The organism is Psychrobacter sp. Ps7 (genome assembly GCF_022129225.1).
Lineage (GTDB): Bacteria > Pseudomonadota > Gammaproteobacteria > Pseudomonadales > Moraxellaceae > Psychrobacter > Psychrobacter immobilis_A.
This window is the reverse complement of record NZ_JADQAH010000032.1, coordinates 14,854-39,403: the sequence shown is the minus strand read 5'-3', so window position 1 is coordinate 39,403 and position 24,550 is coordinate 14,854. Positions and strand designations below refer to the sequence as shown.

Genomic DNA, 24,550 nt, shown 5'->3' with positions numbered 1-24,550 from the left:
ACTACACTGGGGGTGTAGTGGTCGCAGGTTCAAATCCTGCCGTTCCGACCAAACAAACATAGTAGTAATAGAGAAAAGCCAATCATTGTTTTCAATGGTTGGCTTTTTTTTGCGTAGAATTTATAAGCTATACATCTGCATCTTAAGTAAAAGATAAGGTAAACTTAAATTATTTTATATGAATTCTTATAGGATGTGGTGTATGAAAGTTTTACCCAAAGATTTTCTGTCTATTGAGGATGTAGCAAACTATTTTGAGAAAATCGGCTACGGCTATGATTTACAAATGCAATATGAATATCAAAGATTATTCTCAGACATTTATGATTTAATTAATCAAAGAAAGATCACAGCTGTATTTCATCATTATGGCAGACTGCAGAAAGAAGTTGAATATTTTGAAATGGATGAAGACGACAGAGGTAGACCAATCAAAATTACATTGCATGAAGAACAATATACTATCAATGCTGATGATTACTTTTGCATTGAAAGGGAGTATTTAAAAGATTTATTATTAAATGAAAACGAAGTTAATATTGATAGATTCGTTGATAAGTATGGTGAGACCACTTCTACATCTCAAGATGAGAATATATATTATCGTGTAAGCGAAAGTATAAAAATCTCTATAAGGGATATTCGTATTCCAAGATGTGAATTAGATAATTTGTTTCAAGAAAATCTATCAACTAGCACTACAAATAATCAAACAGTTAACTCTAATCATAGATTAATTGATGACGAAATACCAAGCCGTGCAAATGAAATAGGAAAGCATAAGGTATTACAAGGTAACCCTAAGACAGACAAGCAAATTATTGATGAATCCAGGGAACAAATAGTACAGCTTACCACTGAAAACGAGAAACTAAAGTCACAACCAGAACAACAAATAAATATACAAGCTGATGACGAACCTACCCACCATAAAACCATTAATTCTATGGCAATATTGATAGCCACTCTTCTCAAACTTGCAAGTTATGACAAACAAGATCTAGGAAATCCTCATGGTACTATTAATAAAGAAATTATAGCCAAAGCTGAAGGGCTAGGTCTAACCTTAGGCAAGGACTTTATTGCAAAATGGCTTAATAAAGCCGATGAAGTTCTATAGAACTCCGCCATTTTCTATATAGAACTATCGAACCGCTCTACTCAATAAACTAGCAACCATAAGCCGTAGCAATCAAGTTACGGCAAATATGGAGCTAGACATATGACACACTTAGAAAAAGCTAGAGTCTTAACCAGTACAAAATCACCAGTCCAAAAGTTACTTAATAAGCCATCCAAATGGTCGTTTGCCATATTGAAATTTTTGATCGTTATCCTAGTACCGCTATTATCAAATGCACCAGATATTCAGCTTAATTTTTATATCGTTAACATCCTATTTTAAGTTGAAAACCCACATAAAAAAACCAGCCATTGAATCCAATGACTGGCTTTTTTATACTTATTACTCTTGATTGAGCATTACAAAGACGCTTTAGTAATCGCACTCAACGCTTCATTGATGATAAATACTTTAGACTTGATATCAGTAAAGCCAAATGAAGTCAGTCTTTGAGTATGCTTCTCTAAGTATCTGTTGGCATCCTCTAAGTTATCAAACACATAAATACCGCCCGCTTCTTGCGTTGCTTCGTTTTCTGTCCATAGCTTGTAGACCAGACCGCTCTCGTTTGCGATGTCTTCAGCCAACTCTTTCATAGACTCAAAGAATTGGTCACCAAAAGGTCCGCTATAAGGAAAGTCGATTTGCAAAAGATATTTCATTATTGAATCCTCATTATTATTAAATAGTCGTCAAAATATATGCTGCCAGATACTTTCAATCTTAACATAGTACGATTGACTATAGACTTTTGGCAAGCGAGCAGCTAGGGTAAATGCTACACCGTTATGATGACTTATCATATGTCCAAAATTATAGCCCAGCCCTTATCTACTCATGTCACAAATAACGCACCTTGGGAAATGTACCAGCGGCCTTATGTACGTGATTTGGCATATGTGCTAGCGTGCCCTAACGTCCTAACAGAATGGCTGGACTTTGCGCCGCATCAGAATACACATACCGTGTCAGTACATAACGCACACTTCTGGCAACAGCAGTTTGCGGCGTATCAGCAGCGTTTAAAAGAGCTAGATAGCACCAACGCTTATCAGGCGCTAACTCGCTATTTACTCAAGCGCCCTAGCCCCAATCGCTTGGGTTTTCACTTTGAAGGGTTACTGTCATTTTGGCTAGAGGATGGCTTTGCGCGCAAGCTACATCCGTATGAAACGCTAGCCAGTAACGTCCAGTTGTATAACGGTAAGCAGACGACTGGTGAGCTGGATTTAATCTTATATAATCATGGAGAAAATCTGGTCGAGCATTGGGAGCTGGCGATTAAGTTTTTTATGGGATCAGCGCCGTTTGCTCCTGAGAATTGGGTTGGGATTAACTCCAAGGATAATCTACAGCGTAAAATGATCCATATGCAAACCAAGCAGTTTCGTACCGTATGGGTAGATACCGAAAAGCACGGACAAGTTAACATTGATAAGCGTTATGGCGTGATTAAAGGGCGATTCTTTTTGCCAATTAATACCTGTAATTTTACTTATCCGCCTTGGTTAGCGCCAAGCTTTCCTATACATAAATGGTGCGATAGCAATGATATGACTAATCTTGCGACGCTTGATATAAGGGCATTACGAGCCGCCCATTATATCGAATGGTTTACTAGGCGCGACTGCTATGATGGACGACAGCCACAGGTAGCTTGGTCAAACGACGCACTGCCTACGACAGGACTATACTTCGAAGGTCATAGTCCGATCGTCATTTATCCTGAACAGCGCAACAAAACGCATGACAAATTTTAGTAACGTCCACCGCATTATATGCACATGGACGCTTTAGCCATCTGTTTTATTAATGCAATGCAATGAAGCTACCAAGCATAGCGTCCATACAAGCTAATCTCACTGCGTTTGGCTTTTTCTGAATCGAGACTATCAGTCAGCAATTTGATGCCAGCATAACGACTGTCTACAGCAAGACCCAATGCTTGCGTTTGCGGCTCTATCAAGCCCGTCACCGTAATGGGAAAAGCATCATTGGACGTTTGGTAGCCTGCGGATAATTGATATAAGTCTTGAATGTCATTCACTTGACCATGTAGACCGAGCTGCCATTGACTGTCTAGCTGATGCTGAAGGCTACCTTCAACTCGCCATGGCAATGTCTGTGTGACATCGTCAGTGCTAAGCTGCCCTTCAATCGTATAGAGAGGTCTGCCGTTGACGTCATAATCCAATGCATAACGAGTGCTCGGCATGTCTTTCCAGCGCATGCGTCCAAGGATATCGTAGCCGCGCAGAGACAACTGCGTGCTATCAGATAACTGACCTGTGAGCTGCAAATCGAGCGAATAACCATATCCTGAAGGTTTCGCGGGGTTCCAGTTTAGGTTTTCCTCCCCTAAGGCTGGTTCATCATAGTAATAATCGATGTAAGCGTTGGTTTTATCCAAACTGTCTCGTATGTCTGTCACCTCATTATTTGGCAACACTCTGGTGCTTAAATCGCCAACTATCTTACCTTCTAATGCATGCAGTCCTTGCCAGAGATTGGCACGAGTCGTCAATTGCCAGTTAGGCATTAGCTGCTGCGTCAGACCAATATTAGCACCGAATCTTTCATTGTGCTTGGCTTCCAAAAATAATGGATAATCTTGACTGGTACTTGAGGGCTGTTTATTTTCATACTGCCAATAAACTTCGGCAGTCTCTTTGCTAAACGTCATTAAATAATCATAACGCCAACCTAACCCATAGCTAATCGCACTGCCCGCAGGACGAATCTCAAGCGACGTCCGACCTTGGGCATAAGCATGATCACCCGAGTCCAAAGGGGCACTCCAATCGTCTAAAAATGCTGAGATAGGCTGTGTTGGACTATGAGCCGTTGCCATCAGACTCCACTCTATCTGCGCGTCTGACTGAGCAATATGACCGTCCAGCAACCCTGTCGCTTGGGGGTAGAAGTAAAAATTCGTATCAGCAGCTGGTATGTCTGCACTATCAGCAACCGCAGCGCTGGATATCATCATAGCGGCAATCGCTGGCGTAGTGATTAACTTGGTACGGCTGTATAAATGTGATGCTAAGCTTTTAGGTAAAAAACCATAGAGACTTGAAACGTTATATGGCATAAATTTCTCACGTTTATTAGAGAGCATAAAAAAGAGACAGGAATCTGTCTCTTTTTTTTGTTGCTATACCTCAATCGCTACTAACAACGGTTGAGAGTCGATGTGACACATGATTTGATTATAGAATAATTAAACTATCATCAGTAAACTTGGCAGTAACTTTGCCATCATTATCCATTAAATCACCGTAGTCTTTACCGTTAACCATGATATCGCCAAGCTTGCCCATTTTATCTTTGATAAAATCACCACTGGCATCAACATTTAACTTGATCGACGCTTTATTTTGCTCAACGGTAAACTGGGTGCTAACCACATCATAGTTATTATCTAAGCTTGACTTACCTGTTACAAATAGCTTCTTACCCTCTACGCTAGCAGTCAGACCTTGTAGCTCAATAACATTACGAGCAGTACGCTTAAGATTGGCTTGGAAATCAAGCGGAATCGTCGTTGTACTCTCTTTCGTTACCTTGCCTTTAATCGCCAATACGATTTCCATACCTACGTATTTATTGGCGGCCTCTTCGATATCACCGACTTCATCGATTATGATAAATTTCTTTATATCAGCGTCATTGGCAGTCGCGTTCAGTGTAATCTCTACATCAGTCATCGGTTTTTGCTTGGTCATCTTGCCCGTTATAGCAAACTTATAAGGGATTGTTCTAACCACCAGACTGTTATCTGCCAGCTTTCTGCTGACATCCAGCGCAGCAAATTCAAAATCTTTTGCTTCAATGACGCTATCATTAGCCGTCAACTTCAGGCTGCTTAATTTGATGACTGCCTTTTCTAGCGTGATGCCTTCTTTATTTGCATCATTGATATCAAACTCATCATTGACCACGACTTTATCACTGAATTGACCACTGACTGTTGCGCCTTTAGTATTTGAGCTGAGGGCAACGATATCAGTGCCAGTGCCAATGTTAATACTCTTGAAACCCAAACTACCGTTAAAGTTATCTGTACTGGTGTTTGAGCTTAACGCATCTTCATAACCATCAAACACTACGGTGAAAACGTCTTTGTTATCAATAACAGGGTCATACAAACCTGTTTGCGGATTATATACGTAATCGTATTCTTCGATATTGACTTTGGTGCTACCAGTCAAGGTAAACTTCCCGTCAGCATTTAGTGTCGCTAAAAAGTCATCACTAGGTTCTAACTTACGATCATAGAATCGATCCCAATAAAAATCGCTTGTCAAATCAGGATTATTCTCTAGGATATCCTTAGTATCACCATGTTCTCCTAAATAGATAATATCATCTGCATCTAAACGACTGATCGAGTTCTCACGCATATAGCCAGCAAGGCCTTGTGGGATATCAAAGGTATAACCCAGACGCGTATCTTGCTTTTCTGTAAGGATATCACTTACATCTTCGTAAGCATCTGTAACCGCTTTATTGTCACTGACAAATAACTTAGCGGTACGAATCATCTCTTTCGCTTGCTCGATCTCAGACAAACTATTATCGACAGGCGGCTTAACTGGCACATCTGGCGTATTAGTACCATTACCAGAAGAGCTATTATTGTTGTCATCGCCACAGCCTACTAACGCTAACGTGCTGGCTAACGCTAATGCGCTCAATTTAAAAAATTTCATAACACAGTCCTTTATAGAGTAATTTTAAAAACGAGAAGCATCAAAATTTTTATATAATTAAGCAAATAATGCCTTAATTCAAAAAATCGCCTCTTAATTTAGAAAACTTAAGTTTGCTTTAAAATAAAATAATAATACTCTTATTTAAGCAACTTATCTATAAAGTAAACGAATATAACAGCAATGTTACACAAAAAAATAAATGCTGTTGTTGCGACTAATCTTGACTGTCTACCAAGGATACTTTATCAATAATTTTCAATCACTTGCATCAGCTCGTACCTGAGCATATCTGCGCTTGGCATGCGCTCAGCGTGAAAGCGCACAATAGCGATACCGGCACTAGCAAGGGCTTTGTCTTTTTTGTCATCCGCCTTTTGACGCGCTTTACTCGTGTGTGTCCAATCATCAAGCTCGATAGCAACCAGCGTGGTCTGAGCATCCATATCCACAATCACATAATCGACGCTTTGACGGCAGATACGATTGAACCAAAAGCTACGCTCGGAGGCCTCACTGCTATTGCCTTCGATAATGCGTGACAGTTGAACTTGAACGAAAATATGATATTCCGGCAACGCACTTTTTAGCTTATTAAAGAAAATGACTTCCGTATCCGTCATAATCGGCATCGGCGCAAACGGCCAAATAGCCAACTCATCACCGCGTACTGGCTTTGGATCAGGCTCAACAACTGGGGGTCTTTTCAACAGCTTTGGTACGGTAATCAGCCCTAAAAACCCAACGGCCAATATTAAAAATATAACACCAAATGACATGGTTTTACCTTATACATGATTAAGGCAGCCAAATATGTATGACGACTTCCATAAAGTGACATATATACTCAACTGCGACAGGGCAGCCCTTATAGGCTGACCCGTTATACAGAAAAAATCAGGGGCAATCGGCGCACATCGTAGCTAAGCTTACGCCAATCAGCAAACACTAAAACAAAAAACACGACAATAAATGTCGTGTTTGAATAAAACTCAGATAAAACAATAAAATCTAACCAAGACTCTGCTGTTTATTTAGCAATAATAGTCATCCGATTATAGTGATTTTTACACTATTTTAGCGCCAGTATAAAACCCAAGCACTGGTCGTATTGACCTTGGGATCGCTATTGATTTTATCTTTTAACGCTAACGCCGCTACTTTACCGCGCTCAGGACCGACGATGACGCGAACCCCGCGGCTGGTAGGGCTGGTCTTAACTTGGTAGCCTGCGGATTTAAATTTCTTTGCCAGCTCATCCGCTTTGGCTTGATCGTTTGCCAATGCTACTTGCACCCCAAAGCTGCCTTTGGCGTCGGTTTCTTTGACTTCTTTACGGGCTTCGCTGAGTTTCTGCTGTGCTTCACGCTTAGCATCCGCTGATTTTTTGGCTAACGCCTCTTCTTTCTGACGCTTGTCTTCACGTGCCTGCTCAGCCGCTGCCGCTTCACGTGCTAATCGCTCCACTTGCTTACGTGATGGAATGGTGATGTTTTGACCCAGTTGTAGCGATGTCGACGGTGACAGATTATTCGCTTGTGCCAATACTTCTACTGGCATATTGTATTGCCGCGCCAGTTTAATCAGCCCATCTCCTCTTTTAACTTGATAATCAGAAGGCGATTTTGGTGGCTCATTCTTAGCCGCTTCTGCTGCCGCTTGTTTTTCCTCAGCCGCAGCTTGCGCTTGTTTCTTAGCATCCGCTTGTCTTTTTGCTTCTGCTTCTTTTTTACTGTCCGCCAATTTCTTAGCGGCAGCCTGCTCTTTAATCGCCGTTTGCCTTTGAGCTTCTTGTTGGGCTTGAGCAGCTTTTTGCTGGTCTATAGTGTTTGTCTCAATTTCAGCTGACGCAGCAGCGCTAGTCTTTTTTATTGGCGTTGTAGCGTCATTTTTTTCCGCGTCGGATTTATCACTCTCTTCAACAGCTGGTGCGCTACTGTCCATATACTGCTGACTTTCTGCACGGGCTTTTGCCAATGCTTCCGCTTCAGCGGCTTCTTGTTCGGTTAAGAACTGCTGGGCACGTTTTTCTTGTTCAGCAACACGAGCAGCGCGCTCTTTTTGTTTTTGTGCCAAGATACGTTTTTCAGTCTCAATATCCGTCGTCAGTGGCTGAGGAGACTCTTGCTCAGGGCTTGGCTTATCTACCATTGCTGACGCTGGTTGTGGTTCATTACTATCACCAATCTGTTGCACCATGGCGTATAGCATCACGCTACCGCCGATAATCATCCCAATGCCCAATAAGGCTTGTCTCGAAAAATTCATCCGTTTACGTCTCTTAGTTGGTAATAAGGTTGATTGAGCGGCGCAACTCTTGTGCAAAAACTGTCATCTCAAAACTATGTTTAGATAGACCTAATAGCCTTGATAGGTGTCATTGCCACCAGTTGCGTCCATCCGTTTTTAAATGTTATGCCAAGCGTTTAATACCATTATAGAGCAGCTTGCCAAATCACTTTGATTATAAAGCATATTTTTCATACTGTCTGCCATCATGCTACTGCTAAGATTAACATTAAATAAGCACCATTTTAATGTTAATTATCAACCGCCAGTGCGGCTAGTGCCTCGCCGATCGTATGAAAGGAGCCACATACTACGATAAGGTCTTGCGGCTGACTGGCATTGATAACTGCATCGGTCGCTTCTGATAAACGTTTAAATTCGTGTATTTGAGCATTGTCGACATAGCTCGATAGGATACCTTGCAAGTGCTCAGTGCTCGCAGCACGTGGATAATCAATCTCAGCGATATACCAATCGCTAATCGGTAAGCCCGCTATCGTCAAATGCTGCACGACTTTATTGATATCTTTATCACCCAACATAGAAAATAGCATTTTAATGCTGGCAGGTCTGCGTTCAGCTTGGTTTTTTTGGCTGCTGTTTTGACTACTACTTTGATTGAGAGCATCAAAGCTATTTTGATTGGCTAGATGCTGTTGCCAAAGCGGTAATAATTGCGCCAATAAAAACTCAACGCCTTGCTCGTTATGCGCGACATCAAACAGCCAATGGCGATTGTGGGTCTCACGATAATCAAAGCGACCAGCGAGCCTGACCGTTTGTAATGCTTGCTCGATAGCAGTGCTATCGACATTTAACGAACTTGCGAGCACTGCTGATAACGCAGTGGCAGTATTGGTCAATGATAGTGCTGGGCGCGGTAATTGCATGGTGACCGCAGCATTGCTATATTGCCAAGCGCTTGCATCCACTTCACGATAATCAAAATCTCGCCCAACTTGATAACAAGTTGCTTGATGCTTATCAATCGCTTGCTGCACACTGACTGGCATTGCTGTAGCACCATAAACTACGCTGATACCATCACGTAAGATACCTGCTTTCTCACGACCAATATCTTCAACATTGTCACCCAGCCAATCGACATGATCGATAGCGATATTGGTAATCACTGCCATATCAGGATCAACGATATTGACCACATCTAAGCGCCCACCCAGCCCGACTTCTAACACCCAAACATCGCAGTCCGCTTCGGCAAATATTAATAATGCGGCAAGTGTGGTCATCTCAAAAAATGACAAGGTTAAATCACATTTTAATCGTGCAGCTTCTACCTTGCTAAAGGCTTCAATTAACGTCTCGTCACTGACCATCTCGCCATTGATACGCACGCGCTCGTTAAATAAACTTAGATGCGGTGATTGATACAGAGCCGTTTTATAACCTGCTGCTTGGCACATCTGCGCGATGACAGCCGTCGTTGAGCCTTTACCATTGGTGCCCGCCACCGTAAATACATAAGCATCGTCTTTGGCTGACTGTACCACGCCTAATGCCTCGGCAACTGGCAAAACTCGCGACAACCCCATGTCTATTGCCGATACATGAATCTGCTGCATATAATCGAGCCATTCGGTCAAGCTAGAATGCTTGTTAGGAGTGTTAGGGTTAAAAAGTAGAGAGTCGGACATGGACACAGCCTATATTGAAATATTTGAATAAAAAATGGTCAATGAGAAAGCATTCATTAAGAAAGTACAGATAGTATATAACTACCTGCCCAAAAAGCAAAAATAGCATTTACCGCTGTTGACGATAAATGCTATTGATTGGTCTTACTTAGTCAGCAAAATCGAGCATGCTACTAAGCATAAGTCGTGTGGAATATTAAACTCAGTTATCCATTAGTCAAGCCGATGAGCAAGTTAAGCATCAACATTAGGCATGCGGCTTAACTTTGCTAGCAGACGGTAAATAGTATCAATCATTTGATGACGATGCACCACTTCATCGACCACACCGTGCTCTAACAAGAACTCGGCACGCTGGAACGGCTCTTCTAGCGTCTCACGAACCGTTTGCTCAATCACGCGCTTACCAGCAAAACCAATCATGGCTTTTGGTTCTGCTAAATGAATATCACCTAACATAGCGAGCGATGCAGTCACACCGCCATAAACAGGATTGGTCAATATCACGATATACGGCACGCCAGCAATTCTCAAACGCTCAATCGCTGCGGCAGTACGAGCCATCTGCATCAAAGACAGCAAACCTTCTTGCATACGTGCGCCGCCAGAGGCAGCAAAGCAAACTAAAGGCACTTTGTCTGCCAGCGCTTTCTCAGCTGCTTGGACAAAACGATCGCCAACCACTGAGCCCATAGAACCGCCCATAAAGCGGAAGTCAAAGGCACAAGTCACTACATCAAGATTGCGCAGCTTGCCATACAGTACAATCAGCGCCTCAGACTCGCCTGTCTTATCTTGTGCTTCTATCATACGCTGCGGATACGGCTTACTATCCACAAAACTTAGCGGATCTTTGGCAGTAAATTGTTGTCCAAGCTCACCGTCTACTTGATCGAGCAACCAGTTTAAGCGCTCACGAGCACTCATCGGTAAATGATGATCACAATGCGGGCAAACATAGCAGTTAAAAATAAGCGCCGTATTGGTAATCATCGAATGACAATTACTGCACTTGGTTGACGGTTCGGTCTCTACTGCCGTCAAAGGCGCTGTCAATTGCTGTTTAATACCCGGTATCGGGCGATTAAACCACGATTGCCCAGCAGTATTACCGTTTGGCTCAGCGTTACTTTTTTCAGTATGGTTCGGGGTCGTCATATCAGGTTTTATTATCGTATCAGTCATATTATTCGCCATTATCAAAGGCTTATCGACAAGCTGGCTCATGCGCTTGTCCCTAAGAATCGATTTATAAGGATCAGTTTAATCGTCACATATTCTCATAACTTTCGCAGTTATAAAGCGCAGTTATAAGGCACGCTTTCATGAAACTGTAACAATTTATATGTGATGTTAGTTTACACACGTAAACTAACTTTAGCAAAGTCATTTAACCCTGTCTTTATAAACATTGTTATTCATATTGCCATGACGATTTAAGTGACGATAATTTAACTTTATTTAATTCAGGCACTCAAACTATCAAGTGCACCGCGTAGCTCATCCATTTTTGCCATGATTTTTTGCTGAGCGGCGGCAACCGCAGTGCTATCATTGGCATCTATATCAGCAAAATTCTGCACCAAGGCACTACCGACGATAATACCATCCGCATGCGCTCCAATTGCTTTGGCAGACGTTGCATCACGAATACCAAAACCCACACATACTGGCAAATCAGTCGCTGCTTTAATCGCTTGCACTTGAGTCGCAACATCATCAGTATCAAGCGTTGCCGAACCTGTCACGCCTTTTAATGAAACATAATAAATATAACCACCGCAATGGGTCAATACTTGCTCACGGCGCTCAGGTAAAGTGGTTGGTGACAATAAGAAAATCTCGTTCATCGCATGGTCAGTCAAATGCTGGGTAAAGCTGCCCGCCTCGCTTGGCGGCAAATCAACCATCAAAATACCATCGACACCTGACTGCTCACATAGCGCGACAAAGTTGTCATAGCCGATGATTTCAACGGGATTGAGATAGCCCATCAAAATAATGGGCGTCTGCGTGTCTTGCTGACGGAACTCTGCAACCATTTTCAGTGCATCACGCGTACTCGTACCTGCAGCTAATGCACGCTCTCCAGCTAAAGCGACGACTGGGCCATCTGCCATCGGGTCGGAGAACGGCAAGCCTACTTCAATCATATCCGCGCCGTGCTTCACTAGGTCATGCAACAAACCAACGAAGTTGCTTGGATTGGGATCGCCTGCCATTATATAAGGAATCAGGGCTTTTTTATTTTGGGCTTTTAGGGTTTCAAAAGTGCTTTCAATTCTGGTCATAGTGGTCTCTTGATTATTATAAACTGGCTTAGCACCCTTTATTTAAGAATCCATATTAAACAAAGGGTGTTAAGCAATTTTTTTTATAATGGATAAATCGTAAAATAGCTTACTAAGAGTAGAGGCTACTACAACTCAATCCCTTCCGCCTTCATCACTGAATGCAAATCTTTGTCACCGCGACCAGACATATTAACGATAATGGTTTGATCAGGAGTCATCGTTTTAGCCAGTTTAAGCGCATAGGCGACGGCATGCGCAGATTCGAGCGCAGGAATAATACCTTCTTTGCGCGTGACTTCATGAAAGCCTTCTAACGACTCTTTATCAGTACAGCCCACATATTCAACGCGCTTCATGTCTTTTAAGAAGCTGTGCTCAGGGCCAACACCAGGATAATCAAGACCAGCAGAGATAGAATGCGTCTCTTGAATCTGTCCGTCATCATCTGCCATTAGGTAAGTACGATTGCCGTGCAATACGCCAATACGACCAGCAGCAAGTGGCGCTGAATGACGACCCGTTTCGATACCGTCACCCGTTGCTTCAACGCCATACATTTTGACTTCAGTATCATTTAAGAAGTCGAAAAATAGACCAATGGCGTTCGAGCCACCGCCAACACAAGCGACCAAGGCATCAGGCAATTTACCCGTCATTTGCAAATGCTGGATACGTGCTTCTTTACCGATAATCGCTTGGAAATCGCGAACCAATAGTGGATAAGGATGCGGACCGGCAACCGTACCGATAATGTAATAGGTGCTATCTACATTAGTAACCCAATCACGCATCGCTTCATTCATTGCATCTTTCAGTGTCCGTGAGCCAGAAGTCACTGGCACAACCGTTGCACCGAGCAAACGCATACGATAAACGTTCATCTTTTGACGCTCGACATCATCAGCGCCCATATAAACGATACACTCAAGCCCCAAACGCGCGGCAATCGTCGCCGTCGCGACACCATGTTGCCCTGCGCCAGTTTCCGCAATAATACGTTTTTTACCACTCATCTTCGCAAGTAACGCTTGTCCAATGGTGTTATTAACTTTATGTGCGCCAGTATGGTTTAAGTCTTCGCGTTTGAAATAAATTTGCGCACCGCCAATCTCATCACTGAGACGCTTAGCATGATATAAAGGCGTTGGGCGGCCGACATAGTTGACCAAATCATTGTGATATTCTTCCCAAAACGCAGGGTCTTTTTTGACTGTGTTATATAACGTTTCTAGCTCTTCTAGTGCTGCCATCAAGGTTTCAGAGACAAAGCGACCGCCATGCACGCCGAAATGTCCACGGGCATCAGGATATTGATTGAAATCTTGTACGCTTTCTGGATTAGTAAAGGTGTTGATTGCTTTAGCAGTGGTAGATAGATCTTTGCTCGCGACATGACTCATGATAATTCCTACTATAATAAGTGGTATTTTTTAAGATAAATAAGGGGGAAATTTTTCCAAGTAATTAGCTATTTAACGGATAAAAATTCACGGTTAAAACACTAGTTACTGATATTCGAAGGTTAGCCAAGCGTCTCATTTTGCCATCGGTCGCGTTTTACCGCTTTCATAAAGGCACGCATTTTGGCAGCGTCTTTTTTGCCTTTGTCAGACTCAATCCCACCGCTGATATCGACCGCATAAATAGGCAAATCTAAAGTGGCAGCGACATTATCGGCATCCAGTCCGCCCGCTAAAATAATAGGTAGCGAGCTGTCTTGCGGTAGCAGACTCCAATCAAAACGTGCCCCTGTGCCGCCATATTTATGGGGATGATAAGCATCCAATAAGATACTGTTCGCGCCAGCGGCGGCAAACTCATTAATCTCGGCGCTTACGCTAGCAGCGGTGTGTTGGTCAGCATTGATACGCAGCGCTTTTATCCAGCGTTTATTGACCGCACTGGCCAGCTGCGCACATTGCTCTGGTGTTTCATCACCATGGAATTGAATGATATCAAAAGCGACCTGATTCGCTAATTCTATCAGCTCTGCGCGCGGCATATTCACCACTAGAGCCACTATACTTATAAAAGCTGGCAAAGAAGCACTTAACGATTGCGCCTGCTCGATAGTGACAGCGCGCGGACTGGGCGGATAAAATACCAAGCCAACCGCATCAACACCCAACTGGGCGGCAAGTTTAATATCATTAGGCTGGGTAAATCCGCAAAACTTAACGTGCATGATGTGACCTTAGATATAATACTCAGTACGACATTATTAGACTGTCTTCGCTACATTGACGGCAAGTAAACGTCAATTGCCAACGCTAAAGCGTAAATATGAGGATTTGTTAATTGAATGGTAAATCCATTGCATCCAAAAACTTATCCTAGCATACTTTTATTACCAGTTTTGTTTATGATTGCGATTGATTAATAGAGGGATAGTTGAATGTCTAAAACGGCGGCGGAAACGTCTCATAGCACAGATAGCACCGAAACAAGCAATATCAACAATAGCGACGATGCCACTAGCGTAAATCCAGCACATTATTTAATGTGGTTTCGTCGTGACCTGCGAGTTCATGATAATACCGCGCTAGCTGCGCTTTGCGAGCAGGCAAATGCGGATAACGCCTCAGTAAGCGCTATTTACTTCGTGACGCCTGAACAATGGCAAGCACATGACATGTCGCTGACACAGCTCGACCATATCGCTCGTACCTTGCCTATCCTAGCCAAGTCTCTGCAAACACAATTAAACATCCACTTAACAGTACAAGTCAGCTCGAGCTTTTCTGACTGTGTTGAGGCGATGCTAGATATCTGTAGCGCGAACCAGATCAGCACTGTGATGGCAAATCACGAGTACGAAGGCAATGAGATTAAGCGTGATGAACAATTAACCAAACAGCTTGCAAACAACGATATAGAATTTATCCGCTGGCATGATCAATGTATCTTGCCACCACAAACCATCACCACGAACGATGACAGCATGTATCAGGTGTTTACCCCATTTTATAAAAAATGGCGGCATACCTTGGATATCAGCACCATACAAATGCATGAGGCATCCGCCATAAATGGCAACACTAAAGCCAAACTAGAAGTCTCAAACGCCAGTGCTACTATCGAAGATATAGAAAGAGTAAGTAAAGAAGTAGTCGAAGATTATCAAAAGGCACTGCAAAATACTGGTTTATTAGAGCACATTGATATAGACGTACAGCTTGAGCACGCTCGGGCAGCCTACCCTGCTGGCGAAGCGGCGGCGTGCCAGCGTTTAGAGGACTTCATCGCTGAGGATATTGATAACTACGATATCAGTCGAGATGTGCCAAGCTTACACGCGACCAGCCAGCTATCTGCCTACCTGACTATTGGCGCAATCAGCCCCAGACTTTGCTACTTACAAGCTACCCTACAATTAAGCAAAGCACTGGGAGAATTACATGAGAATGACGGTGACACCTTAGATAGCGGGGATAGCTTTGACAACACTGATAATAATGACATTAACCGCTGGATAAGTGAGCTGGCTTGGCGTGACTTTTATCGTCATGTTTTAGACTATAAGCCCGAGCTGATTCGCCATCAAGCTTATAAACAGGAAACTGATATCAAGGTTAACTGGTCATACAATCAAAATGACTTTGATGCGTGGTGCGCAGGTAAAACTGGAGTGCCATTAGTCGATGCGGCAATGCGCTGTCTGAATGCGACGGGCTTTATGCACAATCGCTTGCGGATGGTCACGGCGATGTTTTTGACCAAGGATTTATTGATTGATTGGCGCTTAGGTGAGCGCTACTTTATGCAGCAGCTCATAGATGGTGACTTTGCGTCCAATAATGGTGGTTGGCAATGGAGCGCGTCGACTGGTACCGACTCTGCACCTTACTTTCGCATTATGAACCCTTTTAGCCAAGCCAAAACCCACGATACCGATGGCGAATTTATCAAGACGTGGCTGCCTGAGCTAAAAGCCATTCCTGCCACCATCTTGCATAGCGAGGATAAAATGCGTCAAGCACTGGCAAAGGGCGGTAAGTTTGCTAATATTGATTACCCATTACCGATGGTCGAACATAAAGCGGCTCGCCAATTAGCGATTGCTGAATTTAAAAAACAGTAACGCATCACATCAACACTAAAACCTCAATTTACTAAGAGTGTCAGCTATGGCATCTTACTCACATTATCTACCCTTCCTAGTATCAGCTAGAGTTTACAAGATACGAGTTTGGATAATGTATAAGGCATAGGCTAATAAAGTGAAGCTTATAATTAATAGCACCCATGTCGCAAAAGAAAGCGATTCCTTCGCTTTAGGGCGCTTATTAAGCTGACGTTCAGGCTTAGAAGACGGTTTATTATTAAGAGTTGTCATACACGCCACCTTTTTATGTAGTGTTATATTATCAACGAAATTCATAAGTTCATTATGAATAATAGATAAGCTCTACTATACAATATAAATGGCGTTACTTTAAGTGTTTCCAATGAATAAGCTAACGTATGATTATCTAGTCTATGGCTCTAATAAAATTATGTATATATTATTTTACTGGCATCTGGCACGCGCCTGCACCTTGAGTCGTTACCGTCACTACTGCACCAGTTAACGAAAATAGCTGTTGCAGTTGGGTTTGCGCATTTTCTAGTGCCATATTCATGACATCACCGCGACAAGCGCGTTCGAGTACTTCTTTTTTTGCCATACTTTGCGCTTGTTGCAATATTTTTGGATCGACTTGCATCATGCCAAAAGCACCCGTCTGCCAATCATAAATCTCGATATCGTCTAAATAAACCGAAAATATCTCTGATGGTGGGATGGTAATATTGATTTTCGGCATCATTGAAACTGGCGTATTGGCACCCGCTTCTTGTACCTCATCGACGTTAACTTCAGGCTGCACCACTTGTACCATTTCTGGGGTAAGTGCACTTAAATCAATCCCCGCCTCCACTCGTCCGCGCGCGATAAACAAACCCTTTTGCTCGTCTTGCCACAGCTTCATCCAACTGCCAGGACGTTGACTGGTAATGACGGTATCGACACTGAATGCCACCGTTTCCAAACGATTCAATTTTTGGATTTGTGTGACCACGCCTTCACGAGTAATGGTTTCTATCGGCTCTTCCTTGGTTATATTCTGCACACTATAAATAGCAAAGACGATAGCTGCTAAACCGATGAGCAATATCATCCACGACATCATCGCAATGGGTTTTTTCGCTTGTGAGTTAGTCGCATCATTATTAACAGGAGATCGATTGTCAGGATTATTCATATAAACACCCTCAGAGTTTTATCATTTATTTTTATTAAACGTATAACAAATAACTGTCTAAATGATAAATGCTACTTTTGAGCAGCAACTTCAAGTAATGACTACCAATACGCTACATAATGACTAGCACTACCATTTACTATAAATACCCTAAAAACTGGTAAATAATCGAGTTGTAGTGACCTCATTTGCTCGTTTAAGTCACGTTTAAGTCACGTTCTGTCTGAAAAAACAAAAAGTCATTGCGTCTTAGGCTAACTTTACCTAACATAGTCAGATTGTATAAGCAAAATGTTGGCGTACATCTATTTTTCTGGTCTTTATGCTTAAAGTATGACGCTGCCAACATCGACGTTTTAATGCAAAATGAAAAGTTCCAGCCTTTTTGTAAGGCGTTTTATGAACGCACTTTCTATTCATGTACTGTTTGTCGCAGTACTTTTTAGCTAGGCATGTCCTAGACTATTACCAAGTGATACAAAGGTAAGCTTGCGTCGGCCATCAAAGCACACGCTCAATATCCTACTATTTCTTATTTATTTTATCGTTGATAAGGTTACGCTTTATTTATGAAAGCCAGTCAATTTTTATTTGCCACTCTAAAAGAAACCCCAAGTGATGCCGATATCGCCTCAAGTCAATTGATGGTGCGTGCCGGTCTTATTCGAAAGATTGCTTCTGGGTTATATATTTGGTTGCCCATGGGGCTACGCATCTTGCAAAAAGTCGAACGTATTGTTCGTGAAGAGATGCAAGAAGTTGGTGCACAAGAAGTGCTCATGCCGATGACCCAGCCTGCCGAGCTTTGGCAAACGACCGGACGCTTTAACGATTACGGTCCTGAGCTATTGCGCTTCAAAGACCGTCATGATCGCGATTTTGTATTAGGTCCGACGCATGAAGAAGTCATCACCAATCTGGCGCAAGGCGAACTGCGTAGTTATAAACAATTACCAATCACCTTTTTCCAAATTCAGAACAAATTTCGTGATGAGATTCGTCCACGCTTTGGTGTGATGCGCGCACGCGAATTTACCATGAAAGATGCTTATTCATTCCACGTTGATCAAGCATCGTTGGCAAAAACTTACCATGACATGTATGACGCTTATACGCGCATCTTTACCCGTTTGGGTTTAGATTTCCGTGCCGTGCAAGCAGATACGGGTTCTATCGGCGGTTTTGCTTCACATGAGTTCCATGTGTTGGCAGACAGCGGCGAAGATGATATTGCCTTCTCTGATTCTTCTGATTATGCAGCCAACGTTGAGCTTGCCGAATCAGTGAGCACCGCTGAGCGTCAGCCACCGAAGATGGTGCGTGAAGACGTCCTGACAGAAAATATGACCAGCTGTAAAATGGTTGCTGAACATTTAGGCTTACCATTAGAAACGACGGTCAAAACGTTAATCGTCCATGGTCATACCGAAAATGATGAGCCACAGCTCATCGCTATCGTATTGCGCGGCGATCATCAGCTAAATACGATCAAAGCTGAGAAAATCGAAGAGGCCAATGTGCCGCTGACAATGGCTTCTGATGAAGAACTGAAAGCTGCTGGTCTGCATAAAGGCTATATTGGCGTTAATTTGGATATGCCCGTCTTCGTTGATCGTTCGGCAGCAACTTTGTCAGACTTTGTGTGCGGTGCCAATGAAGTCAACAAACACACCACTGGTATGAACTGGGCGCGTGATGCGAGCATTACTCGTGTCGTTGATGTACGCAATGTGCAGGAAGGCGACCCTTCTCCTGATGGTAAAGGCAGCCTAAAAATCAAACGTGGTATCGAGGTCGGTCATATCTTCCAGTTGGGTGATAAGTACTCGCAAGCGTTAAATGCTACCGTATCTGGTGAAGATGGTAAGCCTGTGACCCTAATGATGGGCTGCTACGGTATTGGTGTGAGCCGTATCATTGCCGCTGCTATCGAACAGAACAACGACGAAAACGGTATCATGTGGCCACAGACGCCAACGGTTAATGATTCAATCGCTCCTTTTGAAGTCGCTATCATACCGATGAAGTCAAAAGAAGAGACGGTAATGGAAACGGCAACAGCACTGTACGAAGAGCTAAAAGCACAAGGCATCAATGTACTTCTTGATGATCGTAACGAGCGTCCAGGTGTCAAGTTTGCTGATCTTGAATTGATTGGTATTCCTCATCGTATCGTGGTTTCAGACCGTAACTTGGCTGAAGGCCAGTACGAATACGTCAATCGCCGTGAAGCAGAAAAGCAAATGCTGAGCCGTGAAGACGTCATTGCAAAAGTAAGCGGCAAATAGTTTTATTCATAAAACCTATGCCATAAAAAGCGCCTGTCTCATTAAATGAGATAGGCGCTTTTTCGCGTGTAATATAGCTAAAAAAAACTACTCAATATTATATCTTTTAGCAATGACCTTACTGCGTTTCTGTGTCTCATTAGCGGTGCAAACATTCGCGTTAATCTGGGCGTATACCACAGAATTATTCATTGGACCGTCATATTCAAAGTCACACTTATCATTACGATCCTTTAACCATATACGCTGTTCTTTATCCAAGCGCTGTTGTTGTGTCGTATTCAAAGTACGATAAGCACTCATATAAATTTTATTAAGGCGATTTTTTTCGACTACAATCGCATCGTTACCACAATCATAAGCCACTTCCATATAAGCATTTTCACAGTTATATTGATTTTCCACAAATGCAGCCTGTGCCAACTGCAAGGTAGCTAGAGACAAAGTAGCAGTCCCTAGAGCAGTTAAAAAGCTGGTTTTTAACTTCATAACTGCATCTCAATATTCATAAAATAAGGTTTATTGAGTATAGAAAAGAACGCGCATCAATGAAAGCTAAAAATTAATATTTATTTACTGCCTAATCAAGCGGCTTGGCTGTGGCATTAAGCGGATATCACTGACGCGACAAGGGTTGATATCGATACCGCCTCGACGTGTATACCAAGCGCGAACCATCAGCTCACTTGGCTCATAATATCGACTCAGATCAGCAAATATCTGCTCGACACATTGCTCATGAAAACCATTGTGCTGACGGAAACTTAAAATATAACGCAGTATATTAGCCGTATTAATGGGCTTATCCGTCATAATCGATACTGCCAACGTTCCCCAATCTGGTTGATTGGTCACCGGACAGTTACTACGCAGCAAATTAGAATAAAAAGTATAAGGCTCAGTGCCAGTATTCTCTAAAATAGAGCTACTGTTTAAATCTTTATCAATACTTAGCAATGACGCATCAGGATGCTCACACAGTGCGACTTTTTCGCTAGTATTAGCAAGCGCGTCATCAATACAAACACCCTCAGGTTGAGCCACCAATAACGCTGTTGTCTTATTATGCAGGTCGTCATTTAAGCTAAACAACTCAACTTGCACGTCTGCTTGTACACAGGCTGATAAGTCTTTAGCAATCAGCGCTTGCACATCATTCCAACTAGCGAATTCAGTAAAGTTGATACTGTTTAGATAGAGCTTAAGTGACTTTGACTCAACGATAAACGGTGAGCTAGCAGGGATACTAAAGCGTGCAATCGCTACTTGCGAAATACCTTGCGGATTTAACCAAGATATTTCAAAAGCTTGCCACCAATCGACACCAACGGTTAGTTTATCGTCTTGCCAACCAATCGCATCACGTCCCATGCTACGCGCAATCGGATATAGCGTCTCTGGGCTATACTCAGTTGGATAGTCTGTGGTTTGCTCACCCAAGATACCGTGAATACTCATAAGTTACTTACCTTTCATGCTTAAATATAATGAAATAAAAACCAGTCATTTTACAGCAATAGGCTATTTTATGGGAATCATTTGCCAGTCTGATGAACTAGCATTTTTGACCAAGCTAAAGCGTACTCGATAGCCTGTATCATCGGTTTCATTAATAAGATAATAAAAATCGACCAAAACGCTATCCTTATCTTCCCACTCAATATCAATATCTTCAAAACTATGTCTCTGATCTCGATTTTGATAAGAATCCAAATTCGCTTTTAATTCGCTGGGGTCACTCTCGTAAACAATCTGATAGTCGCCCTCCTTCTGCTTTTGCCAAATCGTAATATTTTCTTCATCTATATAACGCTCTACTGTAGTAATACGTTCTTTGTTGGGTGATACACTTAAATCGATACCATCAAATTCTTGACTAAATCCAGTTTTGAGATTAACAAGTACAGTACTTTCTATTTCGGGAAAACTTCTCAACAAGTACAGCAGTTGTCTCTTTTCGTCATAATCATATAGTGAAAAATAAGAGTGAGATTGGCCGTCAGGAGCAAACAGCTCATCACGAAAAACTAACGGTAAGCTTCGACTGGGTACTTGGATATATATCGTATCTTTTTCTCTCGAAACACGGTTGCCCAATCCCCATTTTCCGCTAAGCTTGTTATCATGTTTCTCTAAGCTTGTCTCAAGGCATTTCCTATAAAAGACCAGACTGTCGTATTCACACTCATTATCAAAGTAATCTGATTTTCTGGCTGGGTCTATCACTTTCCAAACATAGTCATCCGTCGTCGCTTTGGGCAGGTCTGCTTGCACTGAAATAGAGAACATGAGCAGTATTGCACTTGTCATACAGATATGAATTGAATTAACTACTGGTAGAGTTACTTGCATATGAGAGCTAGACCTTTTTATTGTTTTTTAATCGTTGGTATTAGCATCAGGTAAAACTCTCTGCCATTTACCCTCTTTATTATCAGCCGCATAAATATAGCGCACGCGAAATGCTACCGTGTCAGTGGGATTGACTCTGTAATAAAAATCAACGTTAACTTTATTATCGCTTGTCCAACTGATATCTCGCGCTTCATATACCTCATGTTTTTTGTCATTATCATAATCTTGTTCATATAATTCATTACTAGCAAATATCGTTGCATAGCGTCCGTCATTATTCCCTTTTTGACGCTCCCATATCATGATATCTTTGGTCATACCTTGCCTACCATTAAACCCTACCACTTGAGTCATATCGTCAGAAAACTTAAGATTGGTCGCATATAGCTCTTGCCAGCTCCCCGTGTTTAAATCGACAATGACAGTCGCTTGAGTCTCATACATCGTATGTAGTAACTGCAACAGATGATGTGATTTATCATAATCCTGCAATTCATAATGAGCGCTATGTTCTTCTTCAAACGGTTCAAGATAATCCTTAAATACTAATGGCTGCTTTTGATTCGGTATGCTGATATAAATAGCGTCTTTTTCTCGAATAGCGCGGTCAATCAAGCCCCATTTTCGGCTTTGCAAATTATCAGCTTGGGCTAACGATTTAAAAATACAGTTTTCATAATCTTTAAACGTTCGATATTCAGTATGATCGTATCGACAGCTGTCTTCATACCAGTCTATGGCTACAGGCGCAGCGACTTTTATCCATATCTCTTCACCTGTCGATGGCTCTAAAGCTATAGGCGCTGCCTGTGCATCTAAGGCTGCTATTGTGGTCAATATAAATAGGCCCGCGACAGTCAACGCTGCTTTTATGTGATGAGAGATAGTAATCATTTACCTACTACCTTCATACAGTTGCCACTTATCCGTTGAGGCATTTTTAATAAAGGTATATCGTACTCTAAAAGCCGCTGAATCCGCTTCATTCAACTTATAAAAAGAATCTGCATAAAACTTATCATCATTTACCCAAGTAAAGATTTCGCTATCATAAACCTGCTGTGCTTTATCTGCTTGATAAAACTTTTTATGATTGTCGTAGTTTTTTGAATCGTAACTACTACTATAGACTTGTTTATAGTAGCCTTCATAGTAACCGCTATCTTGTCGCTCCAAAATATTGACGTGTTCCGTCGCTCCCATTTCACTTTCAAAACCGACTATATATCTCATATCAGGAGAGATACTTAGCTTTCTGAGACTAAAATCTTGCCAAAACCCAGTAACCAAATTCACTACCGTCAAGCTCTCTCCTTCATAAAAGCTTTGATGTATTGTCAGTAATTTCTGTGATTTATCGTAGTCTTGTAGCGAATAATAAGGATTAAAATCCTCCTCATAAGGACTGGAGTAATCAACAAATACTAGTGGGTTTTTCCGATTAGCGACTTTGATATAAACCGCATTTCTCTCTCTAACGACTTTATCGCTGATACTCCATTGCTTACTAAGCGCATTATCCGCATCTTCCCTCAAGTTATACAGACAGTTTTGTAGCGCATCATAAGTTTCATATTTGTAGTCGTTATGGCAATCATACTTATACGTTGCAGGATCTACAGGCGTCTCCATGACAACCCAATCATAATCATCCATTGCCGCAAGTGGCGCTGCGATGGCAATGCTCGTGATTGTACTCAATAAAGTGGCTGTAAAAGCCTTACTCATACTTCTGACAAAAAAATTTTGCATAAAAAAAGCCCAACAATGTTGGACTCTTATAATAAGGTGACAAGCTACATTTTACAAACTAATCTACAAGCGCACACGTGAGCCATTACTGAGTAAACGATAAGCTATGGTATAGAATACCGCACAGAAGACAAAAATAGCGGCCATTGAATACCAGACATTCACATCAGAATAACCAAGAATACCGTAACGGAATGAGTTCACCATATAAACGATAGGATTTAATAGCGAGATATTTTGCCAAAATGGTGACAAGTTTTCCATCGAGTAGAACACACCGCCAAGATACGTCAATGGCGTAAGCACAAAACTTGGAATAATAGAGATATCATCAAATGAGCGAGCAAACACGGCGTTTATAAAGCCACCAAGTGAAAATAAGATAGACGTACCCAGTACCGTAAATACCGTCACAAATAAATGCTCAATGCCAAGGTCGGTAAAAAATAGTGCGACTATTGAGACGATGATACCAATGGCCAGTCCACGAAAGATACCACCACTGATATAACCCATTAAAATCGCATGTTTGGATACAGGAGAAACCAACAGCTCCTCGATACTGGAGGTGAATTTGGCACTAAAGAAGCTCGAAACCACATTGGAGTAACTATTGGTAATAATCGACATCATAATGAGACCAGGCACGATAAACTGCATATATGGTACGCCGCCCATTTCACCCACACGCGATCCAATCATCTTACCGAAGATGACAAAATAGAGACTCATCGTAATCACTGGTGGCAGCAAGGTCTGTGGCCAAATACGCAGAATTCGGCGAACCTCTTTTAACAAAATGGTGCGAAAAGCAATCCACTTCTTATTCCATGACATGG

The 24,550-nt window shown here is 42.2% G+C and carries 22 protein-coding genes; 4 read left to right on the top strand and 18 right to left on the bottom strand.

The genetic code is table 11. The features are described 5' to 3' along the window. Nucleotides 1-202: 202 nt before the first annotated feature. Complete coding sequence (locus tag I3257_RS10750) at nt 203-1,120, top strand: hypothetical protein (protein WP_238049740.1); 918 nt, start codon at nt 203-205, stop codon at nt 1,118-1,120. A 362-nt stretch (nt 1,121-1,482) separates the two neighbouring features. On the opposite strand, the gene I3257_RS10745 is transcribed toward I3257_RS10750, so the two are convergent. Continuing rightward, nucleotides 1,483-1,785 carry a monooxygenase gene (locus I3257_RS10745; protein WP_238049739.1) on the bottom strand — a complete coding sequence of 101 codons (303 nt, stop codon included), beginning with the start codon at nt 1,783-1,785 and terminating at the stop codon, nt 1,483-1,485. 141 nt (nt 1,786-1,926) lie between these two features. On the opposite strand from I3257_RS10745, the gene I3257_RS10740 reads away from it, so the two are divergent. Beyond that, a complete protein-coding gene (locus I3257_RS10740; RefSeq protein ID WP_238049738.1) occupies nt 1,927-2,883 on the top strand; it encodes a DUF1853 family protein in 957 nt (318 codons plus the stop codon). Between the two features lie 68 nt (nt 2,884-2,951). On the opposite strand, the gene I3257_RS10735 is transcribed toward I3257_RS10740, so the two are convergent. The 9 genes from I3257_RS10735 to I3257_RS10695 form a co-directional block, all read right to left on the bottom strand. Beyond that, nucleotides 2,952-4,214 (bottom strand): hypothetical protein, encoded by a 1,263-nt coding sequence (locus I3257_RS10735; protein WP_238049737.1) that lies wholly within the window; start codon nt 4,212-4,214, stop codon nt 2,952-2,954. 118 nt (nt 4,215-4,332) lie between these two features. Next, the gene (locus I3257_RS10730) at nt 4,333-5,835 is read right to left on the bottom strand and encodes a hypothetical protein (protein ID WP_238049736.1); all 1,503 of its coding nucleotides are present in this window, start codon (nt 5,833-5,835) and stop codon (nt 4,333-4,335) included. 248 nt (nt 5,836-6,083) lie between these two features. Next, nucleotides 6,084-6,614: a DUF2726 domain-containing protein gene (locus I3257_RS10725; protein ID WP_238049735.1), complete on the bottom strand. Its 531-nt coding sequence runs from the start codon at nt 6,612-6,614 to the stop codon at nt 6,084-6,086. 298 nt (nt 6,615-6,912) lie between these two features. Next, nucleotides 6,913-8,103: a LysM peptidoglycan-binding domain-containing protein gene (locus I3257_RS10720; protein WP_238049734.1), complete on the bottom strand. Its 1,191-nt coding sequence runs from the start codon at nt 8,101-8,103 to the stop codon at nt 6,913-6,915. A 272-nt stretch (nt 8,104-8,375) separates the two neighbouring features. After that, the gene (gene folC / locus I3257_RS10715; RefSeq protein ID WP_238049733.1) at nt 8,376-9,779 is read right to left on the bottom strand and encodes a bifunctional tetrahydrofolate synthase/dihydrofolate synthase; all 1,404 of its coding nucleotides are present in this window, start codon (nt 9,777-9,779) and stop codon (nt 8,376-8,378) included. A 234-nt stretch (nt 9,780-10,013) separates the two neighbouring features. After that, nucleotides 10,014-10,976, bottom strand: a complete 963-nt coding sequence (gene accD, locus I3257_RS10710) for an acetyl-CoA carboxylase, carboxyltransferase subunit beta (RefSeq protein WP_238049741.1) — start codon at nt 10,974-10,976, stop codon at nt 10,014-10,016. A 269-nt stretch (nt 10,977-11,245) separates the two neighbouring features. Next, on the bottom strand, nt 11,246-12,070 hold the full coding sequence (gene trpA / locus I3257_RS10705) for a tryptophan synthase subunit alpha (RefSeq protein ID WP_238049732.1): 825 nt from the start codon (nt 12,068-12,070) through the stop codon (nt 11,246-11,248). 128 nt (nt 12,071-12,198) lie between these two features. Continuing rightward, complete coding sequence (trpB, locus tag I3257_RS10700; RefSeq protein WP_238049731.1) at nt 12,199-13,473, bottom strand: tryptophan synthase subunit beta; 1,275 nt, start codon at nt 13,471-13,473, stop codon at nt 12,199-12,201. A gap of 122 nt (nt 13,474-13,595) precedes the next feature. Beyond that, the gene (locus tag I3257_RS10695) at nt 13,596-14,258 is read right to left on the bottom strand and encodes a phosphoribosylanthranilate isomerase (protein ID WP_238049730.1); all 663 of its coding nucleotides are present in this window, start codon (nt 14,256-14,258) and stop codon (nt 13,596-13,598) included. A gap of 210 nt (nt 14,259-14,468) precedes the next feature. Here I3257_RS10695 and I3257_RS10690 point away from each other — a divergent pair, with 210 nt between their 5' ends. Beyond that, the gene (locus I3257_RS10690; protein ID WP_238049729.1) at nt 14,469-16,154 is read left to right on the top strand and encodes an FAD-binding domain-containing protein; all 1,686 of its coding nucleotides are present in this window, start codon (nt 14,469-14,471) and stop codon (nt 16,152-16,154) included. A 93-nt stretch (nt 16,155-16,247) separates the two neighbouring features. On the opposite strand, the gene I3257_RS10685 is transcribed toward I3257_RS10690, so the two are convergent. Next, a complete protein-coding gene (locus I3257_RS10685) occupies nt 16,248-16,409 on the bottom strand; it encodes a hypothetical protein (protein ID WP_176393057.1) in 162 nt (53 codons plus the stop codon). Between the two features lie 169 nt (nt 16,410-16,578). Further along, the gene (locus tag I3257_RS10680) at nt 16,579-17,316 is read right to left on the bottom strand and encodes a DUF4230 domain-containing protein (RefSeq protein WP_198330371.1); all 738 of its coding nucleotides are present in this window, start codon (nt 17,314-17,316) and stop codon (nt 16,579-16,581) included. A 569-nt stretch (nt 17,317-17,885) separates the two neighbouring features. Here I3257_RS10680 and I3257_RS10675 point away from each other — a divergent pair. Beyond that, nucleotides 17,886-19,604, top strand: a complete 1,719-nt coding sequence (locus I3257_RS10675) for a proline--tRNA ligase (protein WP_238049728.1) — start codon at nt 17,886-17,888, stop codon at nt 19,602-19,604. Nucleotides 19,605-19,691: 87 nt separating this feature from the next. Here I3257_RS10675 and I3257_RS10670 read toward each other — a convergent pair whose 3' ends face one another. The 6 genes from I3257_RS10670 to I3257_RS10645 form a co-directional block, all read right to left on the bottom strand. Beyond that, nucleotides 19,692-20,093: a lysozyme inhibitor LprI family protein gene (locus I3257_RS10670; protein ID WP_238049727.1), complete on the bottom strand. Its 402-nt coding sequence runs from the start codon at nt 20,091-20,093 to the stop codon at nt 19,692-19,694. A gap of 84 nt (nt 20,094-20,177) precedes the next feature. Continuing rightward, entirely contained in the window at nt 20,178-21,062 is an 885-nt protein-coding gene (gene queF, locus I3257_RS10665) for an NADPH-dependent 7-cyano-7-deazaguanine reductase QueF (RefSeq protein ID WP_238049726.1), read from the bottom strand. Between the two features lie 63 nt (nt 21,063-21,125). After that, nucleotides 21,126-21,956, bottom strand: coding sequence for a hypothetical protein (locus tag I3257_RS10660; RefSeq protein ID WP_238049725.1), 831 nt, complete (start codon nt 21,954-21,956; stop codon nt 21,126-21,128). A gap of 27 nt (nt 21,957-21,983) precedes the next feature. Next, complete coding sequence (locus I3257_RS10655) at nt 21,984-22,853, bottom strand: hypothetical protein (protein ID WP_238049724.1); 870 nt, start codon at nt 22,851-22,853, stop codon at nt 21,984-21,986. Continuing rightward, on the bottom strand, nt 22,854-23,711 hold the full coding sequence (locus tag I3257_RS10650) for a hypothetical protein (protein WP_238049723.1): 858 nt from the start codon (nt 23,709-23,711) through the stop codon (nt 22,854-22,856). Nucleotides 23,712-23,774: 63 nt separating this feature from the next. Next, nucleotides 23,775-24,548 carry an ABC transporter permease gene (locus I3257_RS10645; RefSeq protein WP_045446727.1) on the bottom strand — a complete coding sequence of 258 codons (774 nt, stop codon included), beginning with the start codon at nt 24,546-24,548 and terminating at the stop codon, nt 23,775-23,777. Nucleotides 24,549-24,550: the final 2 nt, after the last annotated feature.